This window comes from Rahnella sp. R3(2024) (assembly GCF_042920125.1).
GTDB lineage: Bacteria > Pseudomonadota > Gammaproteobacteria > Enterobacterales > Enterobacteriaceae > Rahnella > Rahnella rivi.
Genome location: NZ_JBHGBU010000001.1, coordinates 1,758,263 through 1,782,170, shown reverse-complemented (window position 1 = coordinate 1,782,170; position 23,908 = coordinate 1,758,263). Strand labels below are relative to the sequence as shown.

The following is a 23,908-nucleotide window of genomic DNA, read 5'->3' as shown; positions in this document are numbered from 1 at the left end:
TATTCCAGTCATCAACCACTTCACCGTTTATCCGCATTTTGCCAGCGCATCTCTCTGTATTTCATTTTGAGCAAAATTCCTCGGTTTCTTCCCACTGATTTATTCAACCTTTGTCTATGCTTAGTAGAAGAGCTCTGCCTCTTTGAGAAGCTGAAACAGACACTTATTTAGAAAGTGTGAGCAAACGCGTTATCGCGCACTATTTGGCAAAACTGAAACCAGATGAGATCACAAAGCCACGATAAAAAGGGGAGCAAACTGGGGTTACGTTTCGTATTTGGCACCTGAATGATTTTATTGGATTTATTGATTTAATTAATCATAGGACGAAATTCATGTCTGTACTTCCCGATCAGCACGTCATTAATCAAATTATATCGGGTCACTACGCTGATCCTTTTTCTCTGCTGGGAATGCACACCGTGGCCGCCGGACTGGAAGTGCGTGCGCTGCTTCCGGATGCCGATCAGGTTTGGGTGATTGATGCAGATAAAGGTAAAAAAGTTGTTGAACTGCGCCGTACCGACGATCGCGGTTTTTTTGTCGGGCTGATGCCACGCCGTAAAAATGCTTTCCGCTATCAGCTGGAAGTACGCTGGGGCGAAAACACCCAGGTGATTGACGACCCTTACCGGTTTGGCACGCTGTTGCAGGAGCTGGATATCTGGCTGCTGTCCGAAGGCAAGCACCTGCGTCCTTACGAAAAGCTCGGCGCACATCCGCAAACGCTCGATAACGTTGCGGGCGTCAGTTTTGCCGTCTGGGCACCCAACGCCCAGCGTATTTCGGTGGTGGGTGAATTCAATTTCTGGGATGGCCGCCGTCATCCGATGCGTCAGCGCCGCGAAAACGGCATCTGGGAATTGTTTATCCCGACCGTCCACGAAGGCCAGCTGTATAAATTCGAAATTATCGACTGTCGCGGGCACGTTACCCTGCGCGCTGACCCTTATGCTTTTGAGGCGCAGATGCGCCCGGACACCGCTTCGTGCGTGCGTAAACTGCCGGACGTCGTGCCGTTTTCGGAAAGCAGAAAGAAAGCCAATGCGCTGAATCAGCCAGTCTCAGTGTACGAAGTGCATCTGGGATCCTGGCGTCGTCACACTGACGATAACTTCTGGCTGAGCTACGGCGAGCTGGCGGAACAATTGGTGTCCTACGCCAAATGGATGGGTTTTACGCATATCGAACTGATGCCGGTTAACGAACATCCGTTCGACGGCAGCTGGGGCTATCAGCCGCTCGGCATGTATGCGCCCACCCGCCGTTTCGGCACGCCGATGGAGTTCAAAGCGCTGGTCGAGGCGGCCCACAACGCCGGGCTGAACGTCATTCTTGACTGGGTGCCGGGGCATTTCCCGAGTGATTCCCATGGTCTGGCGGAATTTGACGGCACCGCGCTGTATGAATACGCCGATCCGCGTGAAGGCTATCATCAGGACTGGAATACGCTGATTTATAACTATGGCCGCCATGAAGTGCGTAACTACCTGGCGGGAAATGGTTTTTACTGGATCGAGCGTTTTGGTATTGATGGTCTGCGCGTCGATGCCGTGGCTTCCATGATCTACCGCGATTACAGCCGCAAAGCCGGTGAATGGATCCCCAATCATTACGGCGGGCGCGAGAATCTTGAAGCCATTGCCTTCCTGAAATACACCAACCAGACCATTGGCCGCGAACTGGGCGGTGCCGTGACGCTGGCAGAAGAATCCACGGATTATCCGGGTGTCACTATGCCGCCGGATGCCAACGGGCTGGGGTTCCATTACAAATGGAACATGGGCTGGATGAACGACTCTCTGAAGTACATGCAGCTCGATCCGGTTCACCGCAAATATCACCACAATCTCATGACGTTCGGCGTGCTTTACGCCTACAGCGAGAATTTTATTCTGCCGCTGTCGCACGATGAAGTTGTCCACGGTAAAAAATCCCTGATCGACAAAATGCCCGGCGACGCGTGGCAGAAATTTGCCAACCTGCGCGCCTATTACGGCTTTATGTGGGCGCATCCCGGCAAAAAGCTGCTGTTTATGGGCTGCGAATTTGCCCAGGGGCGCGAATGGAACTTTAACGCCAGTCTCGACTGGCATCTGCTGGACAATCCTGACGGCTGGCACCGCGGCGTACAGCATCTGGTGCGGGATCTGAACCTGACTTACAAGGCCAATGCGCCGCTGTACGAGCTGGATTTCAATCCGCGTGGTTTTGAATGGCTGGTGGTTGACGATCACGAGAACTCGATCTTTGCGTTTGCCCGCCGCGATGAAAACGCCGGTGAGGTGATTGTCATCAGCAACTTCACGCCGGTGCCGCGCTATGACTACCGCATTGGCATCAGCCGTCCGGGCGTGTACCGCGAAATACTGAATACCGATTCGCATTTCTACCACGGCAGCAACGTCGGCAATGCCGGCGATGTTCACAGTGAAAACATCAGTCAGCATCAGCGCGAACATTCTTTGAGCGTCACCATCCCGCCGCTGGCGACGATTTATTTGCGAAGGGAGCCGTAATGAAGCAGCTCGAGCCCGGTCAGCCCGCGCCCTTTGGTGCGCATCTCAGAGATAACGGCGTCAATTTTTGCCTGTTCTCCGCGCATGCGGAAAAAGTGGAGTTATGTCTGTTTGATGAGACGGGCAGCGAGCAGCATCTGCGGCTGACTTCGCGCACCGGCAATCTCTGGCACGGCTTTTTGCCGGGTGCGAAAGCCGGGCAGCGCTACGGTTACCGGATTTACGGGCCCTTTGATCCGCTACACGGCCATCGTTTTAACCCGAAAAAAGTGCTGATCGACCCCAGCGCACGGGCCATTGACGGCGTGCTGCTCGACAACGCACGGTTCACCGGCGGTATTGATGCTCCGGACGACCGCGACAGCGCCGTTGTGGCGCCAAAATCCGTTGTCGTTGCCGGAAACTTTGACTGGGAAGAGGATAAACCGCCCGCCACGCCGTGGGGCGATACGGTGATTTACGAAGCCCATGTGCGCGGCCTGACGCGTCAGCACCCGCGCATTCCGGCGGCACTGCGCGGCACCTATGCCGGGCTGGCGCATCCGGTCATGCTCGAATATCTGCAACATCTCGGGGTGACGGCCATTGAGCTTTTGCCGGTACAGCATCACGCCGATGAACCCCGCCTGCAACGTCTTGGGCTGACCAATTACTGGGGTTACAACGTGCTCGCGCCGTGCGCCGTAGACCCGCGTTATGCCAGCGGTCTGGGCGGCGTCTCGGCGCTGAGTGAGTTTAAGTCGGCGGTGAAAGCACTGCATAAGGCGGGGATCGAAGTGATCCTCGATGTGGTGTTCAACCACAGTGCTGAGCTTGATATTGACGGGCCGTTTATCTCGTTTCGCGGCATCGACAATGCCAGCTGGTACTGGCTGAACGAAGACGGCTCTGACAACAACATGACCGGCTGCGGCAACTCGCTGCGGCTGGTGGACGACGAAGTGATCGCCTGGACGCTCGACTGCCTGCACTACTGGGTGCGCGAATGTCACGTTGATGGTTTCCGGTTTGACCTGGCGACGCTGCTCGGACGTACGCCGGCGTTCACCGCGCATTCGCCGCTGTTCAACGCCATTAAACAGGATGCGGTACTTTCGCAGGTCAAGCTTATCGCCGAACCCTGGGACATCGGTACCGGCGGTTATCAGCTCGGACAGTTCCCGGCACCCTTTGCGGAATGGAATGACGTCTGGCGCGATGAAATGCGTCAGTTCTGGCTGCATGGCGATGTCTCGATCGGTCAGTTTGCCGGTCGCGTGGCGGCGTCAGCAGACAAATTCGACCCGGCGCAGCGTGAACCCTACGCCAGCATCAACATGCTGACGGCGCACGACGGTTTCACGTTGCGCGATGTCGTCAGTTTTAACCAGAAACACAACCAGGCCAACGGTGAAGAAAACCGCGACGGCCATAACGAGAACTTCAGCCAAAACCACGGCGAGGAAGGGCTGGAGGCGTCTGCTGAAGTAGTACGGCAGCGCCGTCTCAGCCAGCGTGCGCTGCTGGCGTCGCTTTTTTTGTCACAAGGCACGCCGATGTTGCTGGCCGGTGACGAGCACGGCAACAGCCAGTCGGGCAACAACAACGCCTACTGTCAGGACAACGCGCTGACCTGGCTCGACTGGGAAAATGCCGATGAAAGCCTGACCGCCTACGTCTGCGCGCTGATTGCGCTGCGCCGGAAAATCCCGGCACTGACGCAAAACAGCCGGTGGCAGGAGGACGGCGACGACGTGCAATGGCTGAATCAACAGGGGCAGCCGATGACCCCCGGTGACTGGGAGCAGGGGCCGCAGCAATGGCTGCAAATCCTTCTTTCCCGCCGCTGGCTGTTAATCGTGAATGCTTCCCTGCACGACGTGGATCTGCAACTGCCGCCGGGAAACTGGCAGCCGGTGGCACCGTTCAACAGCGTGCTTTTTGATGAGGATCCCCGACGCGTCATGGAAGGCTCGCAATGGCGGGCAGCAGCGAAAACCCTCTGTGTCCTACAAGATTTCACTCCACAGAGCCGGTCACAATAAAAACGAAGGAGTCAGATATGGCGACATTAGATAACCGGGACCCGGTCATGCTGGCGCGACAACTGCCGCTGAAATCCGTGGCGTTGATTCTTGCCGGGGGACGTGGTTCACGACTGAAAGATTTGACGGCCACCAGGGCAAAGCCCGCCGTTCACTTCGGCGGTAAATTTCGCATCATCGATTTCGCTCTGTCGAATTGTCTCAACTCGGGCATCCGGCGTATCGGCGTGATCACGCAATATCAGTCGCATACGCTGGTGCAGCACATTCAGCGCGGCTGGTCATTTCTTAACGAAGAAATGAATGAGTTTGTGGATTTGCTTCCGGCGCAACAGCGTCACAGCACGGAACACTGGTACAAGGGCACCGCCGATGCTGTCTATCAGAACCTGGATATTATCCGCCGCTATAACGCCGAGTTTGTGGTGATCCTGGCGGGCGATCATATCTACAAGATGGACTACTCGCGCATGCTGATCGACCACGTGCAGAAGGGCGGTGAATGTACCGTCGCCTGCCTTGCGGTGCCGATTGCCGAGGGCAGTGAATTCGGTGTGATGGACGTCAGCGAAGACTATCAGATCAAAAGCTTTGTCGAGAAACCGCAAAACCCACCGCCGATGCCGGGGCACCCTGATATGGCGCTGGCGAGCATGGGCATCTACATTTTTAATGCGGACTATCTGTTTCGGATCCTCGAAGAAGATATGGCGGATGAAAGTTCCACCCATGACTTCGGCAAAGATCTGATCCCGAAACTGACGGCTCAGGGGGTGGCGCGTGCGCACCCGTTCAGCCTGTCGTGCGTTACGCAGAACGAAGAGTTGCCTCCGTACTGGCGCGATGTCGGCACGCTCGACGCTTACTGGCGCGCTAATCTGGATCTGGCGTCGGTGACGCCGGAACTGGATATGTACGATCGCGACTGGCCGATCCGCACCCACATGGAACCGCTGCCGCCGGCAAAATTTGTGCAGGATCGCTCGGGCAGTCACGGCATGACCATGAACTCGCTGGTGGCCGGGGGGTGCATTGTGTCGGGCTCGGTGGTGGTGCATTCAGTGCTGTTCCCGCGTGTGAGGATCAATTCTTTCTGCAATATTGATTCAACGATTATTTTGCCGGATGTGAATGTGGGTCGTTCATGCCGTCTGCGCAAATGTGTGATTGACCGCGCCTGTCAGATCCCCGAAGGCATGGTCATTGGTGAAAACGCCGACGAAGACAGCCGCCGCTTTTACCGTTCCGAAGGCGGCGTTGTGCTGGTGACGCGCGCAATGTTGGCGAAACTATAAACAGACCTTAGAAAGCATGACTTTTCGTCATCCCGGTTATCGCCGGGATGACCGGGATAATCAGGAGCGCGAATGCAGGTTTTACATGTTTGTTCCGAGCTGTTCCCCCTGTTAAAAACGGGTGGCCTTGCAGACGTCGCCGGTGCACTGCCTGCCGCGCAGATTGCTGAGGGAGCGGATGTCCGCGTGCTCATTCCGGCGTTCCCCGATGTCAAAAAAGGCCTCGGAGAAACACGGGTAATCGGTACGCTGGATACTTTTGCCGGGTACGTCACCCTTTCGCTGGGTTATTTTGACGGCGTCGGTATTTATCTGATTGATGTGCCAGGTTTGTACGATCGTCCCGGCAGCCCGTATCACGATCAGTCTTCCTTTGCTTACGCCGATAATCATCTGCGCTTTGCATTGTTAAGCTGGATGGCGTGCGAACTGGCGTTGGGATTTGATCACCACTGGCAGCCAAATATTGTGCATTCCCATGACTGGCACGCCGGTCTGGCGTCGGCGTATATCCGCGCCCGCCATGCGCCGGTGAAAACGGTCTTTACCGTGCATAATCTGGCGTTCCAGGGGCTGTTTGGCGCGCACCACGTGGATGAGTTATACATCCCGCGTGAATTTTTCCAGATGCATGGACTGGAGTTCTACGGCCAGATTTCCTATCTGAAAGCCGGTTTGTATTTCTCCGATCACGTGACCACCGTCAGCCCGACCTACGCCAAAGAAATCACCCGTCCGGAATTCGGTTACGGCATGGAATCTTTGTTGCAGCTGAGGGAAATGGAAGGGCGGCTGACCGGTATTCTTAACGGTGTTGATGAAGCGATCTGGCAGCCACGTGATGACGTGCTGCTGTCTGCGCGTTATGACGCCGATGATTTACGTTCCAAAGCCATTAACAAAGCCTATTTGCAACGGGCGATGGGGCTGGACGTTGACGACTCGCGGCTGGTGTTTGCTGTCGTCAGCCGCCTGACCAGCCAGAAAGGGCTGGATCTGGTGCTGGAAGCGTTGCCGGATTTACTCGAGCGTGGCGGTCAGCTGGCGCTGCTGGGAGCGGGTGATGCGGTGCTGCAACAGGCATTTCTGGCCGCCGCCGCTGACAATCCGGGGCAGGTCGGTGTGCAGCTCGGTTACCACGAAGCCTTTTCCCACCGCATTATCGGCGGGGCGGATGTCATTATGGTGCCGAGTCGCTTCGAGCCTTGCGGTCTGACGCAATTATATGGTTTGAAATACGGCACCCTGCCGCTGGTGCGTCGTACCGGCGGGTTAGCGGATACCGTGGTGGATTGTGCATTGGAAAATCTGGCTGACGGAACGGCCAGCGGTTTTGTGTTCGAAGAAGCCACGGGGAAATCGCTGGCAAGTGCGATCCGCCGGGCATTTGTTTTGTGGAGCCGTCCTAAACATTGGCGACACGTACAACAACACGCCATGGGTATTGATTTTGGCTGGAAGGTTGCAGCGCAGGAATATCTCACGCTGTATCACCGTCTTCTGTCCTGAACCCCTGAACGTAGCTAACTTGATCGGGAATGTAACGTTATGACTTCACCGTTTAATTACAACTCACCGACAGTCAGTGTCGAAGCGCTAAAGCATTCTATCGCCTATAAGCTGATGTTTATTATTGGCAAAGACCCGTCTATCGCGACGCAGCATGACTGGCTGAACGCCACCTTATTTGCGGTGCGTGACCGTATGGTTGAACGCTGGTTGCGCTCTAACCGGGCGCAAACCTCACAGGATGTCCGGCAGGTGTATTACCTGTCGATGGAGTTTTTGATTGGACGGACGCTCTCCAATGCGCTGCTGGCGATGGGTATTTACGACGATCTTAAAAGCGCGCTTGATGAAATGGGCTTTGATCTTGAAGAACTGATCGGCGAAGAGAATGACCCCGGATTAGGCAACGGCGGCCTGGGGCGTCTGGCAGCCTGTTTCCTGGATTCGCTGGCGACGCTGGCGCTGCCGGGGCGCGGATATGGCATTCGTTACGAATACGGCATGTTTGCGCAGAACATCGTTAACGGCGAGCAAAAAGAGTCACCGGATTACTGGCTGGAGTACGGGAATCCGTGGGAGTTTCAGCGTTACAACACCCGTTATAAAGTACGTTTCGGTGGCCGCGTTCAGCATGAAGGGGTGAAAACCCGCTGGCTGGAAACCGAAGAGGTCATCGCCTGCGCCTACGATCAGGTCATTCCCGGTTACGACACTGACGCCACCAACACGCTGCGGCTGTGGGGCGCGCAGGCCAGTAACGAGATCAATCTGGGTAAATTTAATCAGGGCGACTATTTCGCGGCGGTGGAAGATAAAAACCATTCCGAGAACGTATCGCGCGTGCTTTATCCGGATGATTCCACCTATTCGGGCCGTGAACTGCGTTTGCGTCAGGAGTATTTCCTGGTGTCGGCGACGGTGCAGGATATCCTCAACCGCCACTACACCACCCACCATACTTACGATAATCTGGCCGATAAAATTGCCATTCACCTCAACGACACGCACCCGGTGCTGTCTATCCCTGAGCTGATGCGGTTACTGATCGACGAACATAAATTTGAATGGCTGGTAGCGTGGGACACCGTTTCCCGCGTGTTCTCCTACACCAACCACACGCTGATGACCGAAGCGCTGGAAACCTGGTCGGTGGATATGATCGGTAAGATCCTGCCGCGCCATCTGGAAATCATTTTCCAGATTAACGATCACTTCCTCAAAGAAGTCGCGGCACAAATACCGGGCGACGACGGCCTGCTGTCACGCGTTTCTATTATTGATGAAGGCAATGGCCGCAAGGTGCGCATGGCGTGGCTGGCGGTCATCGCGAGTCATAAAGTCAACGGCGTCTCGGCGCTGCACTCCGATCTGATGGTGCAGTCGCTGTTCGCGGATTTCGCGCATATCTATCCTGACCGTTTCTGTAATAAAACCAACGGAGTGACGCCGCGTCGCTGGCTGGCGCTGGCCAATAAACCGCTGTCGGCGGTGATTGATGATGCGATAGGCCACACCTGGCGCTCCGACCTGAGTCAGCTTTCTGAGCTGAAACAGAATCTGGATTACCTGAGTTTCTTGCAGGCCATCCGTAAGGCCAAGCTGGATAACAAAAAACGGCTCGCGCTGTATATCGCGCAAAAACTGAATATCGTGGTGGATCCAAAAAGTCTGTTCGATGTGCAGATCAAACGTATTCATGAGTACAAACGCCAGCTGATGAACGTGCTGCACGTCATCACCCGTTATAACCGCATTCTGGAAGAGCCGGACGCCGAATGGGTGCCGCGTACGGTGATTTTTGCCGGTAAAGCGGCCTCGGCCTATTATGCGGCGAAACAGATCATCCGGCTGATCAACGACGTGGCGGCGGTGATCAATAACGATCCGCGAATCGGTAACAAGCTGAAGATCGTCTTCATCCCTAACTACAGCGTCAGTCTGGCGCAGATGATCATTCCGGCAGCCGATCTCTCCGAGCAGATCTCGCTGGCAGGCACCGAAGCTTCCGGTACCAGTAATATGAAATTTGCTCTCAACGGCGCGCTGACCATCGGCACGCTGGACGGCGCAAACGTCGAAATGCTCGAACACGTCGGCGAGGAGAATATCTTTATCTTCGGCAACACCACCGAGCAGGTCGAGACGTTACGCCGTCAGGGTTATAACCCGCACACGTATTTTGAGCAGGACGCGGAGTTGCATCAGGTGCTGACGCAAATCGCCACCGGCGTGTTCAGTCCTGGCGAGCCAAAGCGCTACACCAACCTGTTCGATACGCTGGTAAATCTCGGCGACCATTATCAGGTACTGGCGGATTACCGCAGTTATGTCGATATGCAGGATAAAGTCGATGAACTGTATAAACTGCCGGAAGAGTGGACGCGCCGCACGCTGCACAACATCGCCAATATGGGCTATTTCTCGTCAGACCGTACCATTCAGGAGTATGCGGATGAGATCTGGAACATTAAACCGGTGAAATTGTAGAGGGGCGTTGATTTAACGGTTAGCCCCGGTCAGTGGCCGGGGTTAACAATAACAGTGACGCGAACGTTTTTTTACTCACCAGTCCTGCGGTGTTTCTTCCTGCCCGGCGCGAAACTGGCCGCGCGGCATGATGTTGAGCGTTTCGTGCAGTTCGGACCATACCAGCACAATTTCGCCGCTTTTCAGCTGACGTTTCACGTCATCCACTTTTTGCTCGAGAGAGCGTTCCTGTTCGCCGTAGTCGGTACCTTCGCGCAAGACAAAAGATTCCACCACGCTGGTGAGGATTTCTGCGTCCAGTTCTTGCCAGGGAATAATCACAACGTTACATCCTTTGTTGGTTCTTCTTTCTCTAAATAGGGGGCGATCCACGCGGGAATGCGCTGCTCCAGCCACATCTGCGGATTGCGCAGACTGCCGGAAACAAACCCGACATGCCCGCCGTGTTCGGTCAGCTGATACTCCACGCAGGCCGGTAAATCCTCTGCTTTAGGGATCACCTCCGGCGTCATGAACGGATCGTCCTTAGCATGGATGATCAGCAGCGGCGTGCGTACCTGTAACAGTAACGGCAGGCCGCTGCACCGGCGGTAATAATCCAGCGCATCGGCAAAACCGTGGGCTTTCGACGTGATCGCGTCATCGAATTCGCGCAGCCGTCGCATCGATTTCAGCTGTGTCAGGGTGACCGGCAGCGTTCCGGGGTATTTTGCCAGTTTGCGTGACGCATTCCCTTTAAGCTGACCGAGCAAATAGCGCTGATAAATCCGCGATGAACCGCGCTCCAGCCGGTACGCGCAAGGCTCAAGCATCAGCGGCGCCGACACCACCACGGCGGCGCTGAGGGTGCAGTTTTCGCCTTCCTGACCGAGATAACAGGCCAGCATATTGCCGCCAAGAGAAACGCCGACGGCGCCGGTGGGCATTTCACCGTAAGTTTCATTTAGCCAGTGAATGAAAAAGCGCGCGTCTTCGGTTTCACCCGAATGATAAATTCGCTGAAGTTTATTCGGCTCGCCGCTGCATCCGCGAAAATGCATCACCACACCCAGCCAGCCCCGGTCTTTCCACGCCTGTAATAAGCCGTGCGCATACGGGCTGTAGAAGCTGCCTTCCAGCCCGTGAAACAGCACCATACGCGGTTTGTGGCGCGCCAGTTGTGGATCTTCACTCCAGGCCAGATCCAGAAAATCGCCGTCGGGCGTGTCCAGTCTTTGCCAGCAGGGTTTAAGTTTTGCGTGCCGCCTGACCAGCCGTGGTAACAGCGTCTGGATATGCGGATTACTGGCCCCGCGCAAAGGGCGAAAGGATTCATACATAAGATGAATAATTTTCTCTCAACAGGCTCTTGTGCGATCAATATCACACTGATAGCTTCAATCTTATCGCACAACTGAATCGCACGACACCGGGTGAGGAGCACCCATTAAATGGAACTTAGTTTATTTTTATCCATGCTCGGTTTTTTATGGGTCGCGGCCATCACGCCGGGGCCGAATAATATGTTGTTAACCACCTCTGGCGCTAACTTCGGGTTCTTCCGCTCACTCTGGCTGATGGTCGGCATTATGCTCGGTATGCAAAGTATTTTGCTGCTGGTGGCATTTGGCGTCGGCGGATTGATCACGGTATATCCCGCGTTACATCTGTTCCTGAAGATCGCCGGTAGCCTGTATTTGCTGTGGCTGGCGTGGAAGATTGCCACTTCCGCCTATGAAAAACTGGAAACCGGCGCACCGCCGCCAAAGCCGATCCGCTTATATCAGGGCTGGTTATTGCAATTCCTCAACCCTAAAGCGTGGCTGATGGGGCTGGGAGCGGTAGCGAGTTTCAGTCTGGCGGGCGCGGCTTACAATCACTCAATTGCCGGTATCAGCCTCGGAATGTTTTTGGTGAATCTGGTTTCAGGGGTGATCTGGCTGGGTTTCGGTACGGTGATTGGTCGCCTGCTGCGCAGTCGTCGCGCCTGGTACACCTTTAATATTGCGATGGGTATCCTGACCGCTGCCTGCGTGCTGTTAATCTGGCACTGATTTTTTCCTGCTTTTTCCAGGGCCTCCGCAACGAGGCCTTTTTGTTGGTGTTTTATATTCCATAAAAGCATTAAAGATAATTTCTAATTACTTTATCTATTTTTACACCTCCGCTACAACTGACAAACACACACAATGACGCCCTGCGCGGAGCTGACCCCCATGACCGATCTCAATACGTTTCCCCTCTCTGCATTGAAAAAAAGTGGCCTGGCCCTCGCTCTGAGTATGGCGGCGTTCTGCGCGCAGGCGACGGATGTCACCGTGGCTTATCAGACGTCAGCGGAACCGGCTAAGGTCGCTCAGGCAGAAAATACGTTTGCCAAAGAATCCGGTGCCAAGGTGGACTGGCGCAAATTCGACAGCGGATCGAGCGTGCTGCGCGCGCTGGCCTCCGGTGACGTGCAGATCGGCAATATTGGATCCAGCCCGCTGGCCGTTGCCGCGAGCCAGAAGTTGCCGATCGAAGTGTTTTTGCTGGCGTCTGAACTCGGCAGTTCCGAGGCGCTGGTGGTGAAGAAAAGCATTAACGGTCCGAAAGATCTGATCGGTAAACGCATCGCCGTGCCGTTTATTTCCACCACTCACTACAGCCTGCTGGCCGCGCTGAAGCATTGGGGTATCGATCCGAAGCAGGTCACTATTGTGAATTTACAGCCACCGGCCATCGCGGCGGCGTGGGCGCGGGGCGACATTGACGGGGCTTATGTCTGGGCGCCGGCGGTGAACGAGCTTGAGAAAACCGGCAAAGTGCTGACTGATTCGGCACAAGTGGGTCAATGGGGCGCCCCCACGCTGGACGTGTGGGTCGTGCGTAAAGATTTCGCCAAAGCACATCCTGACGTGGTGACCGCTTTTGCCCGCAGCGCACTGAAAGCGCAGGGCGACTATTTGCAGCAACCTGAAAAATGGTTACAGGATAAAAAGAATCTCGACACCTTATCGCGTCTGAGCGGCGTGCCGGATGAGCAGATCCCGGGTCTGGTGAAAGGTAACCGCTATCTGCCGGTCAGCGAGCAAATTACCCAGCTCGGTGAGCCGGTGAACAAAGCGATTAAAGATACGGCGGCCTTCCTCAAGGAGCAGGGCAAAATTCAGCAGACTGACGATGATTACAGCGACTATGTGACCAGCGAGTTTGTGAAAGCGGTGCAGTCCGGCCCGAAATCCTGAGGAGCAACCTATGTTAAATGTCTCGCATTTATCGGCTGAATATCAGGGAAAACCGGCACTCAAAGACATTTCACTGCAGATTGCCAGTGGCGAACTGGTGGTGGTGCTCGGGCCGTCCGGTTGCGGAAAAACCACGCTGCTCAATCTGATCGCCGGTTTTCAGTCTGCCTCTTCAGGGAGCATCACGCTGGACGGCAAGCCGGTGAACGGGCCGGGTGCCGACCGCGGCGTGGTATTTCAGCACGAAGGTTTGCTGCCGTGGCGGGACGTTCAAAATAATGTCGAATTTGGTCTGGAACTGGCTGGCGTGAAGAAAACTCAGCGTCGGGACATCGCGCAGCGCATGTTAAGCAAGGTGGGGCTGGGCGGTTACGAAAAGCATTTTATCTGGCAGCTTTCCGGCGGGATGCGCCAGCGGGTGGGTATCGCCCGTGCACTGGCGGCGGATCCGCAACTGCTTTTGCTTGATGAGCCTTTCGGCGCGCTGGATGCTTTTACCCGCGAACAGATGCAGGAATTACTGCTGACCATCTGGCGTGATACGGGCAAACAGATCCTGCTGATCACCCACGACATCGAAGAAGCCGTTTTCCTGGCCAGCGAGTTGTTGCTGTTGTCGCCGGGGCCGGGGCAGGTGGTTGAACGCCTGAAACTCAACTTCGGCCAGCGCTATGCCGGGGGTGAAAACTGCCGTGCAATCAAATCTGATCCTGAATTTATTGCTCAGCGTGAATACGTGCTGAGTAAAGTCTTTCAGCAGCGCGAGGTGCTGATATGAGCCTGGATTCCGCGTTGAAAACCGATTCACCGGTGACCGTTTCGCGGCGGCGATTTCGCCTGCCGCGCAATGTGCGCCTGAGCATTGCCACGCTGCTGGTGTTGCTGCTGGTCTGGTGGGCGGTGACGGCGTTGCACCTCATCAGCCCGCTGTTTTTACCCGCGCCGCAGCAGGTTTTACATCAGCTGTACGTGATCGGCAGTCCTCAGGGATTTATGGATGCCACGCTGTGGCAGCATCTGGCCGCGAGCCTGACGCGCATCGTTATCGCCCTGCTGGCCGCGGTGATCATTGGTGTGCCGGTCGGCATCGCCATGGGGCTCAATGACACCGTACGCGGCATTCTTGATCCGCTGATCGAACTGTATCGCCCGGTGCCGCCGCTGGCTTATTTGCCGCTGATGGTTATCTGGTTTGGGATCGGTGAAACCTCGAAAATTCTGCTGATCTATCTGGCCATTTTTGCGCCGGTGGCGCTCTCTGCGCTGGCCGGTGTGCGCAGTGTGTCGCAGGTGCGGGTTCGCGCTGCTCAGGCACTCGGTGCCAGCAAAATTCAGGTTTTACGTTACGTGATTTTGCCTAGTGCGCTGCCGGAAATCCTGACGGGTATCCGCATCGGACTGGGCGTCGGCTGGTCAACGCTGGTCGCGGCTGAACTGATTGCCGCCACGCGTGGCCTCGGATTTATGGTGCAGTCGGCGGGTGAGTTTCTGGCGACCGATGTGGTGATTGCCGGTATCAGTGTCATCGCACTGATCGCTTTTAGTCTTGAACTCGGGTTGCGCGCTTTGCAACGCAGGCTGACCCCGTGGCATGGAGAACAACAATGAACGAACGTTTGGTGATCACGCCTTTAGGTCCGTATATCGGCGCGCAGGTTGAGAATGTCGTGCTGAGTAAACCGCTGTCAGACGCGCAGTTCGAGCAGCTTTATCACGCGCTGTTAAAGCACCAGGTGCTGTTCTTGCGTAATCAGCCGGTTACCCCGCTGGAGCAACGTGCGCTGGCCGCCCGTTTCGGTGATTTGCATATTCACCCGGTGTATCCGCACGCGCCGGACGTGGAAGAGATCATCGTGCTGGATACGCATGATGATAATCCGCCGGACAACGACAACTGGCATACCGACGTGACCTTCATCGACACACCGCCAGCCGGTGCGATTTTAGCCGCGAAAAGGTTGCCTTCTTCAGGCGGAGATACGCTGTGGGCCAGTGGTATTGCGGCCTATGAGGCGCTGTCTGAGCCATTCCGGCAGTTGCTGAGTGGCTTACAGGCTGAGCACGACTTTACCAAATCATTCCAGGAATTTAAGTACCGGAAAACGGCGGAAGAACACGCACAATGGCTGAAGGCCAAGGAGAAAAATCCGCCGTTGTTGCATCCGGTGATCCGTTCACACCCGGTCAGCGGCAAAAAGGCGTTGTTCGTCAATGAAGGTTTTACGACGCGGATTATCGGCTTGAGTGAAAAAGAGAGCGCGGCTGTGTTGACGTTCCTGTTCAGCCATATCACTAAACCGGAATTTCAGGTGCGCTGGCGCTGGCAGGAAAATGATATCGCGATATGGGATAACCGCGTGACGCAGCACTATGCGAATGCCGATTATTTGCCGCAGCGGCGGATCATGCATCGCGCGACCATATTGGGCGATAAACCTTTTTACAAAGCGTGATACGAGGTTGTGCAGGGCGGTGACGGCATCGCTGCGTCACGTTGGTCGCTCCTGCACAATCACGTTTTATCGGTGTGACCGCTTTTAACCGTCAGCTCAGCCTTCTACATCAAAGGCTTTTGATAACTCTTCCAGCTGTTCCTGGGCATCGAGCCAGGTCATTTCGGTTTCTTCCAGCGCGCCTTTCACTTTGGTCTGTTGTTGCAGACATTCGGTAAGATCGGCTTTACGGCTGATGTCGTACATCGCGGAATCGGCCAGACGTTCTTCAATCGCCGCCAGTTCAGTGCTCAGTTTTTCCATCTGCGTTTCGAGTTTGGTGATTTGCTTACGCAGCGGCTGGGTCTGGTTGCGGAAATCGGCTTCGCGACGCTTCTGGTCTTTGCGTGATTGCGCACTGTTTACGCCACCGTCTTTCGAGGGTGCATCCAGCTGATTTTCCTGACGCTGAATATCCACCAGCCACTGCTGATAATCTTCCAGATCGCCGTCGAACTGTTCGACTTTACCGCCGTGAACCAGATACAAATCATCCGTGGTGGAACGCAGTAAGTGACGGTCATGCGACACCACCACCATCGCGCCTTCAAAGTCCATCAGCGCTTCGGTCAGCGCCTGACGCATATCCAGATCGAGGTGGTTGGTCGGTTCATCGAGCAGCAGCAGGTTCGGACGCTGCCAGACGATCAGGGCCAGCACCAGACGGGCTTTTTCGCCACCGGAGAAACGCCCGGTCGGATCCGTCACTTTGTCGCCGTGGAAGCCGAAACCACCGAGATAATCCCGCAGTTGCTGCTCGGTTTCTTTCGCTGCCAGGCGCACCAGGTGTTGCAGTGGCGAATCATCGGCGCGCAGGAACTCGAGCTGATGCTGCGCGAAGTAACCGAGTTTGACGCCTTTAGACAGCCCGATATCACCCTGAAGCGGTGCCATGGTGCCCGCCAGCAGTTTGATCAGCGTGGATTTACCGGCACCGTTACGGCCCAGCAGGCCGATGCGCGACCCCGGCACCAGATTCAGCTTGATCGAATCCAGAATGGTGGTGTCGCCATAACCGGCGCTGACTTTTTCCATCCGCAGCAACGGATCGGGTAAGCTTTCCGGCGAACGGAAGCTAAAATGAAAAGGATTGTCGACGTGTGCCGGGGCAATCAGCTCCATGCGTTCGAGCATTTTGATACGGCTCTGCGCCTGTTTGGCTTTGGTCGCCTGGGCGCGGAAACGATCGATATAACTTTGCAGATGCGCCACTTTTTCCTGCTGACTTTCAAACAATGCCTGCTGTTGCGACAGTTTGGTCGCACGCTGACGTTCGAAAGACGAGTAGTTGCCGGTGTATTCGTTCAGCGTTTGCTGCTCGATATGCAGAATTTTATCGACAATCGGATCCAGGAAATCGCGGTCATGGGAAATCAGCACCAGCGTGCCGGTGTAGCTTTTCAGCCACTTTTCCAGCCAGATCACCGCATCTAAATCCAGGTGGTTGGTCGGTTCGTCGAGCAGCAGTAAATCAGAGCGGCAAATCAGCGCCTGCGCCAGGTTAAGGCGCATACGCCAGCCACCGGAGAAGGATTTGACCGGCTGCTGAAGCTGATTCTGGCTAAAGCCTAAACCGCTGAGCAGGCTGGCCGCGCGCGCCGGAATGGTCCAGGCGTTGATCGCATCCAGCTTGCCGTGCAGCGTGGCAATGGCATGGCCATCGTCACGTTCATTGGCCTGCTGTAATTCGGATTCTAACTGACGAAATTCGCGATCGCCGTCGATAACATACTCTATCGCAGGCTCGTCCAGAGCGGGTGTTTCCTGATTGACCCAGGCCAGCGCCCAGCTGGACGGAAATGTCAGGTTGCCTGCATCGGCGCTCATCTCACCTTTTAGCAGTGAAATAAGGGTGGATTTACCGCAGCCATTTTTGCCCACCAGCCCGACTTTTTGGCCAGGATTGATGGTCGCAGACGCGTTGTCCAGCAGCACATTAGTGCCGCGTCGGATTTGTAAGGAGGAGAAAACAATCATAAAGCGCCGTGTTGAGAGTATGTTAAATTGTCATGAAAATGATTTAAACAAGACGTATCGCGTCCCATTTTGTCTTTGCGAAGCATGGTAACGGAAAAACCGCACCCTGACGACGCTTTGGAGGTATTGATGTCGCAGCCACCAAAGGTTTTGCTGCTGTACGCCCACCCGGAATCACCCGATTCGGTCGCCAATCGCGTTTTATTACAACAAGCGCAGCAACTTGAACATGTCACCGTGCACGATTTGTACGCCCACTATCCCGACTTCTTTATTGATATCCACCGCGAACAGCAACTGCTGCGCGAGCATAAAGTGATCGTCTTCCAGCATCCTCTTTATACCTACAGCTGCCCGGCGTTGCTGAAGGAATGGATGGATCGCGTACTGGCGAGAGGCTTTGCCAGCGGAGCAGGGGGCAATGAACTGCGGGGAAAATACTGGCGTTCGGTGGTCACCACCGGCGAACCCGAAGGGGCGTATAAAGCGGGCGGGTATAACCGCTATCCGATGTCCGACATTATGCGGCCATTTGAGCTGACCTCGGCGATGTGTCATATGCACTGGATGACGCCCGTCATCATTTACTGGGCGCGTCGTCAGAAACCTGATGTGCTGCAAAGCCATGCTGAAGCTTACGGCGAATGGCTTAAATCTCCGCTGCCGCAGGGAGGGATCGCCTGATGGATGGTTCAAATCTGCCCGCCGCGATCCTGCTGTTTCTGTTCGCCGCCGTCGTGGCCGTTCCCGTTGCGCAGCGTTTAGGCATTGGCGCGGTGCTCGGCTATTTGCTGGCCGGGATCGCCATCGGCCCTTGGGGGCTGGGCTTTATTCGCGACGTCGACGAAATTCTGCACTTCTCTGAACTCGGCGTGGTCTTTCTGATGTTTATCATCGGGCTGGAGCTGAACCCCGGAAAGCTGTGGGCATTGCGGCGGCAAATATTTGGCGTCGGCGCCGGGCAGGTGATCCTCACTGCGCTGGTGCTCGGCGGCCTGCTTTATCTGACGAAGTTCTCCTGGCAGGCGGCGGTGATCGGCGGTATCGGGCTGGCGATGTCATCTACGGCCATGGCGTTGCAGTTGATGCGCGATAAAGGCATGACCCGTAATGAAGGCGGCCAGCTGGGTTTTGCCGTGCTGCTGTTTCAGGACATCGCGGTAATCCCGGCCCTGGCGCTGATCCCGATTCTGGCGGGAGGGTCCGAGGGCAGCAATAACTGGGAAATGATCGGTATTAAAGTGCTGGCGTTTGGCGGCATGCTGATTGGCGGCCGCTATTTGCTGCGGCCCATCTTCCGGCTGATCGTTGCCTCCGGCGTGCGCGAGGTGTTTACCGCCGCCGCGTTGCTGGTGGTGCTGGGTTCGGCGTTGTTTATGGATACGCTGGGCTTTTCGATGGCGCTCGGGACATTTATCGCCGGGATTTTACTGGCAGAAAGTGAATATCAGCACGAACTGGAAATCGCTATCGAGCCATTTAAGGGTTTACTGCTCGGGCTGTTCTTTATTTCTGTTGGCATGGCGTTGAATCTGGGGGTGCTGTACACCCATATTCTGCTGGTGCTGGCCGGTGTGATTATTCTGGTGACGGTCAAAGGTGCGGTGCTCTACGGGCTTTCCCGGGTGTTTGGGTTACGCACTTCTGTCCGGCTGCAATTCTCCGCTGTGCTTAGCCAGGGAGGCGAGTTTGCTTTCGTGCTGTTTTCGGCCGCCGGCGCGCAGAAAGTCATTTCCTCTTCCCAGCTTTCATTGCTGCTGGTGGTGGTGACGTTATCGATGATGACTACGCCTTTGCTGATGCAGTGGGTGGACCGGATCCTGGTGCGTCGCTATAACGACGGTGAAGAGAGCGACGAAAAGCACTTTGTGCAGGATGATGAGCCGCAGGTCATTATCGTCGGATTCGGACGTTTCGGGCAGGTGATCGGGCGTTTGCTGATGGCGAACAAGATGCGCATCACCGTACTGGAGCGTGATATCAGTGCGGTCGGGCTGATGCGCACCTATGGGTATAAAGTCTATTACGGCGATGCGACCGAACTTGAGTTGCTGAGGGCATCCGGCGCGGAGAAAGCGAAATCGATCGTCATTACCTGTGATGAGCCGGAAGACACAATGACCATCGTGCATTTGTGTCAGCAACACTTTCCTCATCTGAATATTCTGGCGCGCGCCCGTGGCCGCGTAGAAGCCCATGAGCTGTTGCAGGCGGGCGTAGCGAACTTCTCCCGCGAGACGTTCTCCAGTGCGCTGGAACTGGGCAAGAAGGCGCTGGTGACGCTGGGTATGCATCCGCACAGCGCGTATCGTGCTCAGCAGCATTTTCGCCGTCTCGATATGCGTATGCTGCGTGAGCTGGTGCCACAAAACCGGGGTGATGTGGCGCAAATTTCCCGCGTGAAAGAGGCGCGGCGCGAACTGGAAGATATCTTTCAGAGCGAAATGCATAACGAACGCCGGCAGCTTGATGGCTGGGACGATGATGAATAGTCCGGCAGATTAAAAATAATGCCGCCTTTTGAGCGAAAACTGACCAGACGCAATGTCGTTAATTTCAGGAGAAGTAACAATGGCTACTACCCGTAAACGTTTTATCGCCGGCGCGGTGTGTCCGAAATGTAAGGCGCTGGATACGCTGGCGTTATGGACGGAAGATCAGGTTGAAGTGGTGGAATGCATGACGTGCGGCCACCATCAGCGCCAGACGGATGCGCAGGTCAGTAAGAAGCTGCGTCCGGAAGAGCAGGTGATCGGTATTTTCGATCCAAAGTAGCGTTAATAGCCGCGTTTTTTTATGCTGTAGGGTACAGCGGCGCGGATTTCCGCTACACTCTTCGCCAAATTTATCCGGTATCGCTTTTCAGGATGATCTCATCGAAAAGTGACCGTCACTGAATTAGTCTTAACTGACGTTGCGTACGTTGTTAAGACGTCCGCATACAACAAATTAAGTTTCCAACGGTAGGAGTTATCATGAAAGTATCTAAAGACCTGGTCATCAGCGTGGCATATCAGGTACGTACAGAAGACGGTGTGTTGGTTGATGAATCTCCGGTGAGCGCACCGTTGGATTATCTGCACGGCCATGGCTCCCTGATCTCCGGTCTGGAAACGGCGCTGGAAGGCCATGCCATCGGCGACGTATTCGACGTGCACGTTGGCGCGAATGACGCTTATGGCAACTACGATGAAAATCTGGTTCAGCGCGTTCCTAAAGACGTGTTCATGGGTGTTGAAGAGCTGGAAGTGGGTATGCGTTTCCTGGCTGACACCGATCAGGGCCCGGTTCCGGTCGAAATCACTGAAGTTGACGGCGACCACGTTGTTGTCGATGGCAACCACATGCTGGCGGGTCAGGATCTGAACTTCCACGTTGAAGTGGTTGCTATCCGTGAAGCGACTGAAGAAGAACTGGCGCATGGTCACGTTCATGGCGAACACGGCCACGACCATGGTCACGATCACGAACATGGTGACGGTTGCTGCGGTGGCCACGGTCACAGCCATGATCACGATCACGGCCATGATGAAGCGAAGAAAGGCGGTTGCGGCGGCAACGGCGGCTGCGGTTGTCATTGATCGCACGCCCGCTGTCGCGGTAAATAAGAAAGGCGCCTGATGGGCGCCTTTTTACTGGGTCAGGGAACGTTATCAATAATGTGGCGGCGGAGTTTCTTCCGACTGATCGGCAATCATTGACGGCTGGCTGGCGCGCAGTTTGTCCGTCAGCAGACGCAGATGATCATGTAAACGGCTCATCTCCAGCTGGTGTTGCGTCACGATCATATTCAGCTCTTCGATGGTGACTTCCTGAAAAGCCAGTTTGTTTTCCAGCATTTCCAGACGCTGTTCAACGGTATTTGAGTTCATCATTGTTACCTCATCGTGTGGCTCAAGTTGATCAGATTGAGCACTGACCGGAACCTCATCCTGCAATTAGGTGGCCGATTCTACCTGCAAATACGGCGAATTACCTGACAACTGTGGCGCTCAACCTTCGTTTTTCAACGGTTTCGCGAAACTAATTGATGCGTAAAAGGTCTGAAATAGACGCTAATGGCGTGTATAGAGATTGTTTTGTCGTGAGACGGACAGTTATAGTAACCGCCGAACTTTCGTAATGATTACCAGAGGTCATAAACTTCTGGTCCTGGAGAAATGGATGAAATCACTGTTTAAAGTCACCCTGCTGGCAACGACCATGGCAATCGCCCTGAACGCGACTCAGGTTATGGCTGCTGAAACTGCACCGGCCGCAGCGGCAACACCTGCTGCCACCGCGCCAGCTGCTGCACCTGCAGCAGAAGCCTCTAAGTTTAAAAGTGATGATGAGCAGGCGGCTTACGCGCTGGGCGCTTCACTGGGTCGCTACATGGACAACTCGCTGAAAGAACAAGAAAAACTGGGCATCAAACTGGATAAAGACCAGTTGATCGCCGGTGTTCAGGATGCGTTTGCGAACAAGAGCAAATTGTCAGATCAGGAAATCGAGAAAACCCTGCAAACCTTCGAAGGCCGTGTGAAAGCTTCTGCACAAGCTAAGATGGAACAGGATGCTAAAGCGAATTCCGACAAAGGTGACAAATTCCGTGCTGATTTCGCTAAAGAAAAAGGCGTGAAGAAGACGGAATCTGGCCTGATGTATCAGGTAGAAAAACCAGGTACTGGCGCGGCACCTAAAGACAGCGACACCGTTGTCGTGAACTACAAAGGTACCCTGACCGACGGTACAGAGTTTGATAACTCTTATACCCGCGGCGAGCCACTGTCTTTCCGTCTTGATGGCGTGATCCCAGGCTGGACCGAAGGCCTGAAACACATCAAGAAAGGCGGCAAAATCAAGCTGGTCATTCCACCGGAACTGGCCTACGGCAAAACCGGCGTTCCGGGGATCCCAGCGAATTCTACTCTGGTGTTCGACGTTGAACTGCTGGACGTGAAGGCTGCACCGAAAGCAGATCCTAAAGCAGCTGAAAAACCAGCTGAAGCTGAAGCAGCGCCAAAAGCAAACTAAGCGAAAGCACAGTTGCTACAACGAACCGTCGCATAATGCGGCGGTTTTTTTTCGCGGGTAACTTTTATCGCAACCAATCCCTCTTTTTACTGCGGTTACTCTATGATGATTACTTGACGCTTCTGTCCGTCGGGCATAACGTCACAGATCCGTAAACTCGCCAGACCGTTTTTTCTGTAGTTTTGGTACAGTAACGAACCTGGAATGATGAATAATGCGCCCTGGCTCCCATGAGAAGGCGCGATGTAGAGGGTGGTAGCTTCAATGTCTAATTCGCTTATAACTGGCGAAACCGGCGAACTGGATTTGCTGGACCAACGTCCTTTTAGCCAGGTCGATCACGAAATTTTGTCTTCCTACGAGGCCGTCGTGGACGGACTGGCGATGCTTATTGGTGAGCATTGCGAAATTGTTCTTCACTCGCTGGAAGATCTGAAATGTTCCGCCGTGCGAATTGCCAACGGTGAACACACAGGCCGTAAGATTGGTTCGCCTATTACGGATCTGGCGCTGCGCATGTTGCATGACATGACCGGGGCGGACAGCAATGTCTCCAAAGCCTATTTCACCCGCGCAAAAAGCGGTGTGTTGATGAAGTCAGTCACTATCGCCATTCGCAATCGCGAACAGCGCGTGGTGGGGCTGTTGTGTATCAACATGAATCTTGACGTACCTTTCTCGCAAATCATTCAAACCTTTATGCCGCCTGAAACGCAGGAAGTGGCACCTTCGGTTAACTTCGCGTCATCTGTTGACGATCTGGTCGCACAAACGCTCGAATTCACGATTGAAGAAGTGAACGCTGACCGTAATGTGTCTAACAATGCGAAGAACCGTCAGGTGGTTCTGAATCTTTATGAAAAAGGTATTTTTGATATTAAAGATGCTATCAATCAGGTCGCTGACCGGCTGAATATTTCCAAACACACGGTCTACCTGTATATCCGCCAGTTTAAAAGCGGTGACCTGGTGGGGAATGAGCGTTGAAACTGCGTTATTGCCTCCTGGTGACCGGCCCGGCTTATGGAACACAACAAGCCAGCGCCGCTTATCAGTTTGCGCTGGCTTTGATCGCCAGCGGTCATCAACTCGACAGCGTGTTTTTCTATCGGGATGGAGTGTTGAACGGCAATTTGCTTTCTGCCCCGGCCTCCGATGAATTCGATTTGGTTCGTTCATGGCAAAGAATGGCGGCCGATCATCAGGTTGCGCTCAATGTATGCATTGCTGCGGCATTGCGTCGGGGAGTGATCGATGAAACGGAAGCGCATAATCAGGGGCATGGTCAGACCAACCTGCAACCCGGCTTCAACCTCACCGGATTGGGCAGTCTCGCAGAAGCGTCACTGACCTGCGATCGTATGGTGCAATTCTGATGTGTCT

21 protein-coding genes are annotated in these 23,908 nt (G+C 54.9%); 17 read left to right on the top strand and 4 right to left on the bottom strand.

The features are described from left to right. The first annotated feature begins 335 nt into the window (after window positions 1–335). The 5 genes from glgB to glgP all read left to right on the top strand — a co-directional run bounded on the left by glgB (window position 336) and on the right by glgP (window position 9,834). Window positions 336–2,519 (top strand): 1,4-alpha-glucan branching enzyme, encoded by a 2,184-nt coding sequence (gene glgB / locus ABSH60_RS08125; protein WP_390973458.1) that lies wholly within the window; start codon window positions 336–338, stop codon window positions 2,517–2,519. Further along, window positions 2,519–4,543, top strand: coding sequence for a glycogen debranching protein GlgX (glgX, locus tag ABSH60_RS08120; protein ID WP_390973456.1), 2,025 nt, complete (start codon window positions 2,519–2,521; stop codon window positions 4,541–4,543). The genes glgB and glgX overlap by 1 nt, the downstream gene beginning before the upstream one ends. A 17-nt stretch (window positions 4,544–4,560) precedes the next feature. Next, on the top strand, window positions 4,561–5,838 hold the full coding sequence (gene glgC, locus ABSH60_RS08115) for a glucose-1-phosphate adenylyltransferase (RefSeq protein ID WP_122097320.1): 1,278 nt from the start codon (window positions 4,561–4,563) through the stop codon (window positions 5,836–5,838). A 72-nt stretch (window positions 5,839–5,910) separates the two neighbouring features. Next, a complete protein-coding gene (gene glgA / locus ABSH60_RS08110; RefSeq protein ID WP_056775242.1) occupies window positions 5,911–7,347 on the top strand; it encodes a glycogen synthase GlgA in 1,437 nt (478 codons plus the stop codon). 39 nt (window positions 7,348–7,386) lie between these two features. Beyond that, on the top strand, window positions 7,387–9,834 hold the full coding sequence (gene glgP, locus ABSH60_RS08105) for a glycogen phosphorylase (protein WP_056775239.1): 2,448 nt from the start codon (window positions 7,387–7,389) through the stop codon (window positions 9,832–9,834). A gap of 75 nt (window positions 9,835–9,909) precedes the next feature. Here glgP and ABSH60_RS08100 read toward each other — a convergent pair whose 3' ends face one another. Then, on the bottom strand, window positions 9,910–10,155 hold the full coding sequence (locus tag ABSH60_RS08100) for a YheU family protein (RefSeq protein ID WP_056775236.1): 246 nt from the start codon (window positions 10,153–10,155) through the stop codon (window positions 9,910–9,912). Then, a complete protein-coding gene (locus ABSH60_RS08095) occupies window positions 10,152–11,153 on the bottom strand; it encodes a hydrolase (RefSeq protein WP_056775233.1) in 1,002 nt (333 codons plus the stop codon). The genes ABSH60_RS08100 and ABSH60_RS08095 overlap by 4 nt, the downstream gene beginning before the upstream one ends. Before the next feature lie 111 nt (window positions 11,154–11,264). Between ABSH60_RS08095 and ABSH60_RS08090 the strand changes: the two genes are divergently transcribed. The 5 genes from ABSH60_RS08090 (at window position 11,265) to tauD (ending at window position 15,493) form a co-directional block, all read left to right on the top strand. Continuing rightward, window positions 11,265–11,867, top strand: a complete 603-nt coding sequence (locus ABSH60_RS08090; RefSeq protein WP_056775230.1) for a LysE family translocator — start codon at window positions 11,265–11,267, stop codon at window positions 11,865–11,867. A gap of 162 nt (window positions 11,868–12,029) precedes the next feature. Next, window positions 12,030–13,040 (top strand): taurine ABC transporter substrate-binding protein, encoded by a 1,011-nt coding sequence (gene tauA, locus ABSH60_RS08085; protein ID WP_183849681.1) that lies wholly within the window; start codon window positions 12,030–12,032, stop codon window positions 13,038–13,040. Window positions 13,041–13,050: 10 nt separating this feature from the next. Next, entirely contained in the window at window positions 13,051–13,818 is a 768-nt protein-coding gene (gene tauB / locus ABSH60_RS08080) for a taurine ABC transporter ATP-binding subunit (RefSeq protein ID WP_390973452.1), read from the top strand. Next, window positions 13,815–14,648 carry a taurine ABC transporter permease TauC gene (gene tauC / locus ABSH60_RS08075; RefSeq protein ID WP_183849679.1) on the top strand — a complete coding sequence of 278 codons (834 nt, stop codon included), beginning with the start codon at window positions 13,815–13,817 and terminating at the stop codon, window positions 14,646–14,648. Before tauB ends, tauC begins: the two co-directional genes overlap by 4 nt. Beyond that, window positions 14,645–15,493 carry a taurine dioxygenase gene (gene tauD, locus ABSH60_RS08070; RefSeq protein ID WP_056775219.1) on the top strand — a complete coding sequence of 283 codons (849 nt, stop codon included), beginning with the start codon at window positions 14,645–14,647 and terminating at the stop codon, window positions 15,491–15,493. Before tauC ends, tauD begins: the two co-directional genes overlap by 4 nt. A gap of 96 nt (window positions 15,494–15,589) precedes the next feature. On the opposite strand, the gene ABSH60_RS08065 is transcribed toward tauD, so the two are convergent. Next, complete coding sequence (locus ABSH60_RS08065; RefSeq protein ID WP_217202932.1) at window positions 15,590–17,509, bottom strand: ABC transporter ATP-binding protein; 1,920 nt, start codon at window positions 17,507–17,509, stop codon at window positions 15,590–15,592. 129 nt (window positions 17,510–17,638) lie between these two features. Between ABSH60_RS08065 and kefG the strand changes: the two genes are divergently transcribed. The 4 genes from kefG (at window position 17,639) to slyD (ending at window position 21,090) form a co-directional block, all read left to right on the top strand. Then, window positions 17,639–18,193 carry a glutathione-regulated potassium-efflux system ancillary protein KefG gene (gene kefG, locus ABSH60_RS08060; protein ID WP_056775210.1) on the top strand — a complete coding sequence of 185 codons (555 nt, stop codon included), beginning with the start codon at window positions 17,639–17,641 and terminating at the stop codon, window positions 18,191–18,193. Next, entirely contained in the window at window positions 18,193–20,001 is a 1,809-nt protein-coding gene (gene kefB / locus ABSH60_RS08055) for a glutathione-regulated potassium-efflux system protein KefB (RefSeq protein ID WP_217202931.1), read from the top strand. The genes kefG and kefB overlap by 1 nt, the downstream gene beginning before the upstream one ends. Window positions 20,002–20,080: 79 nt before the next feature. Further along, on the top strand, window positions 20,081–20,284 hold the full coding sequence (locus tag ABSH60_RS08050; RefSeq protein ID WP_056775203.1) for a YheV family putative zinc ribbon protein: 204 nt from the start codon (window positions 20,081–20,083) through the stop codon (window positions 20,282–20,284). A 200-nt stretch (window positions 20,285–20,484) separates the two neighbouring features. Beyond that, window positions 20,485–21,090 carry a peptidylprolyl isomerase gene (gene slyD, locus ABSH60_RS08045; RefSeq protein ID WP_056775200.1) on the top strand — a complete coding sequence of 202 codons (606 nt, stop codon included), beginning with the start codon at window positions 20,485–20,487 and terminating at the stop codon, window positions 21,088–21,090. Window positions 21,091–21,162: 72 nt separating this feature from the next. On the opposite strand, the gene ABSH60_RS08040 is transcribed toward slyD, so the two are convergent. Next, complete coding sequence (locus ABSH60_RS08040) at window positions 21,163–21,381, bottom strand: protein SlyX (protein ID WP_056775197.1); 219 nt, start codon at window positions 21,379–21,381, stop codon at window positions 21,163–21,165. Window positions 21,382–21,673: 292 nt separating this feature from the next. Between ABSH60_RS08040 and fkpA the strand changes: the two genes are divergently transcribed. The 3 genes from fkpA (at window position 21,674) to tusD (ending at window position 23,901) form a co-directional block, all read left to right on the top strand. Next, window positions 21,674–22,525, top strand: a complete 852-nt coding sequence (fkpA, locus tag ABSH60_RS08035; protein WP_056775194.1) for an FKBP-type peptidyl-prolyl cis-trans isomerase — start codon at window positions 21,674–21,676, stop codon at window positions 22,523–22,525. 264 nt (window positions 22,526–22,789) lie between these two features. Then, window positions 22,790–23,512: a transcriptional regulator gene (locus ABSH60_RS08030; RefSeq protein ID WP_056775190.1), complete on the top strand. Its 723-nt coding sequence runs from the start codon at window positions 22,790–22,792 to the stop codon at window positions 23,510–23,512. Continuing rightward, complete coding sequence (tusD, locus tag ABSH60_RS08025) at window positions 23,509–23,901, top strand: sulfurtransferase complex subunit TusD (RefSeq protein ID WP_082465728.1); 393 nt, start codon at window positions 23,509–23,511, stop codon at window positions 23,899–23,901. The genes ABSH60_RS08030 and tusD overlap by 4 nt, the downstream gene beginning before the upstream one ends. The last annotated feature ends 7 nt before the right edge of the window (window positions 23,902–23,908 follow it).

Bases quoted from the DNA above. Each gene is read 5' to 3' on its own strand.
- kefG (WP_056775210.1), top strand. From the start codon at position 17,639: ATGTCGCAGCCACCAAAGGTTTTGCTGCTGTACGCCCACCCGGAATCA.
- ABSH60_RS08030 (WP_056775190.1), top strand. From the start codon at position 22,790: ATGTCTAATTCGCTTATAACTGGCGAAACCGGCGAACTGGATTTGCTG.
- fkpA (WP_056775194.1), top strand. From the start codon at position 21,674: ATGAAATCACTGTTTAAAGTCACCCTGCTGGCAACGACCATGGCAATC.
- kefB (WP_217202931.1), top strand. From the start codon at position 18,193: ATGGATGGTTCAAATCTGCCCGCCGCGATCCTGCTGTTTCTGTTCGCC.
- ABSH60_RS08095 (WP_056775233.1), bottom strand. From the start codon at position 11,153: ATGTATGAATCCTTTCGCCCTTTGCGCGGGGCCAGTAATCCGCATATC.
- ABSH60_RS08050 (WP_056775203.1), top strand. From the start codon at position 20,081: ATGGCTACTACCCGTAAACGTTTTATCGCCGGCGCGGTGTGTCCGAAA.
- tauC (WP_183849679.1), top strand. From the start codon at position 13,815: ATGAGCCTGGATTCCGCGTTGAAAACCGATTCACCGGTGACCGTTTCG.
- glgB (WP_390973458.1), top strand. From the start codon at position 336: ATGTCTGTACTTCCCGATCAGCACGTCATTAATCAAATTATATCGGGT.
- ABSH60_RS08040 (WP_056775197.1), bottom strand. From the start codon at position 21,381: ATGAACTCAAATACCGTTGAACAGCGTCTGGAAATGCTGGAAAACAAA.
- glgA (WP_056775242.1), top strand. From the start codon at position 5,911: ATGCAGGTTTTACATGTTTGTTCCGAGCTGTTCCCCCTGTTAAAAACG.
- tauA (WP_183849681.1), top strand. From the start codon at position 12,030: ATGACCGATCTCAATACGTTTCCCCTCTCTGCATTGAAAAAAAGTGGC.
- slyD (WP_056775200.1), top strand. From the start codon at position 20,485: ATGAAAGTATCTAAAGACCTGGTCATCAGCGTGGCATATCAGGTACGT.
- glgP (WP_056775239.1), top strand. From the start codon at position 7,387: ATGACTTCACCGTTTAATTACAACTCACCGACAGTCAGTGTCGAAGCG.
- ABSH60_RS08090 (WP_056775230.1), top strand. From the start codon at position 11,265: ATGGAACTTAGTTTATTTTTATCCATGCTCGGTTTTTTATGGGTCGCG.
- ABSH60_RS08065 (WP_217202932.1), bottom strand. From the start codon at position 17,509: ATGATTGTTTTCTCCTCCTTACAAATCCGACGCGGCACTAATGTGCTG.
- glgX (WP_390973456.1), top strand. From the start codon at position 2,519: ATGAAGCAGCTCGAGCCCGGTCAGCCCGCGCCCTTTGGTGCGCATCTC.
- tauD (WP_056775219.1), top strand. From the start codon at position 14,645: ATGAACGAACGTTTGGTGATCACGCCTTTAGGTCCGTATATCGGCGCG.
- glgC (WP_122097320.1), top strand. From the start codon at position 4,561: ATGGCGACATTAGATAACCGGGACCCGGTCATGCTGGCGCGACAACTG.
- tauB (WP_390973452.1), top strand. From the start codon at position 13,051: ATGTTAAATGTCTCGCATTTATCGGCTGAATATCAGGGAAAACCGGCA.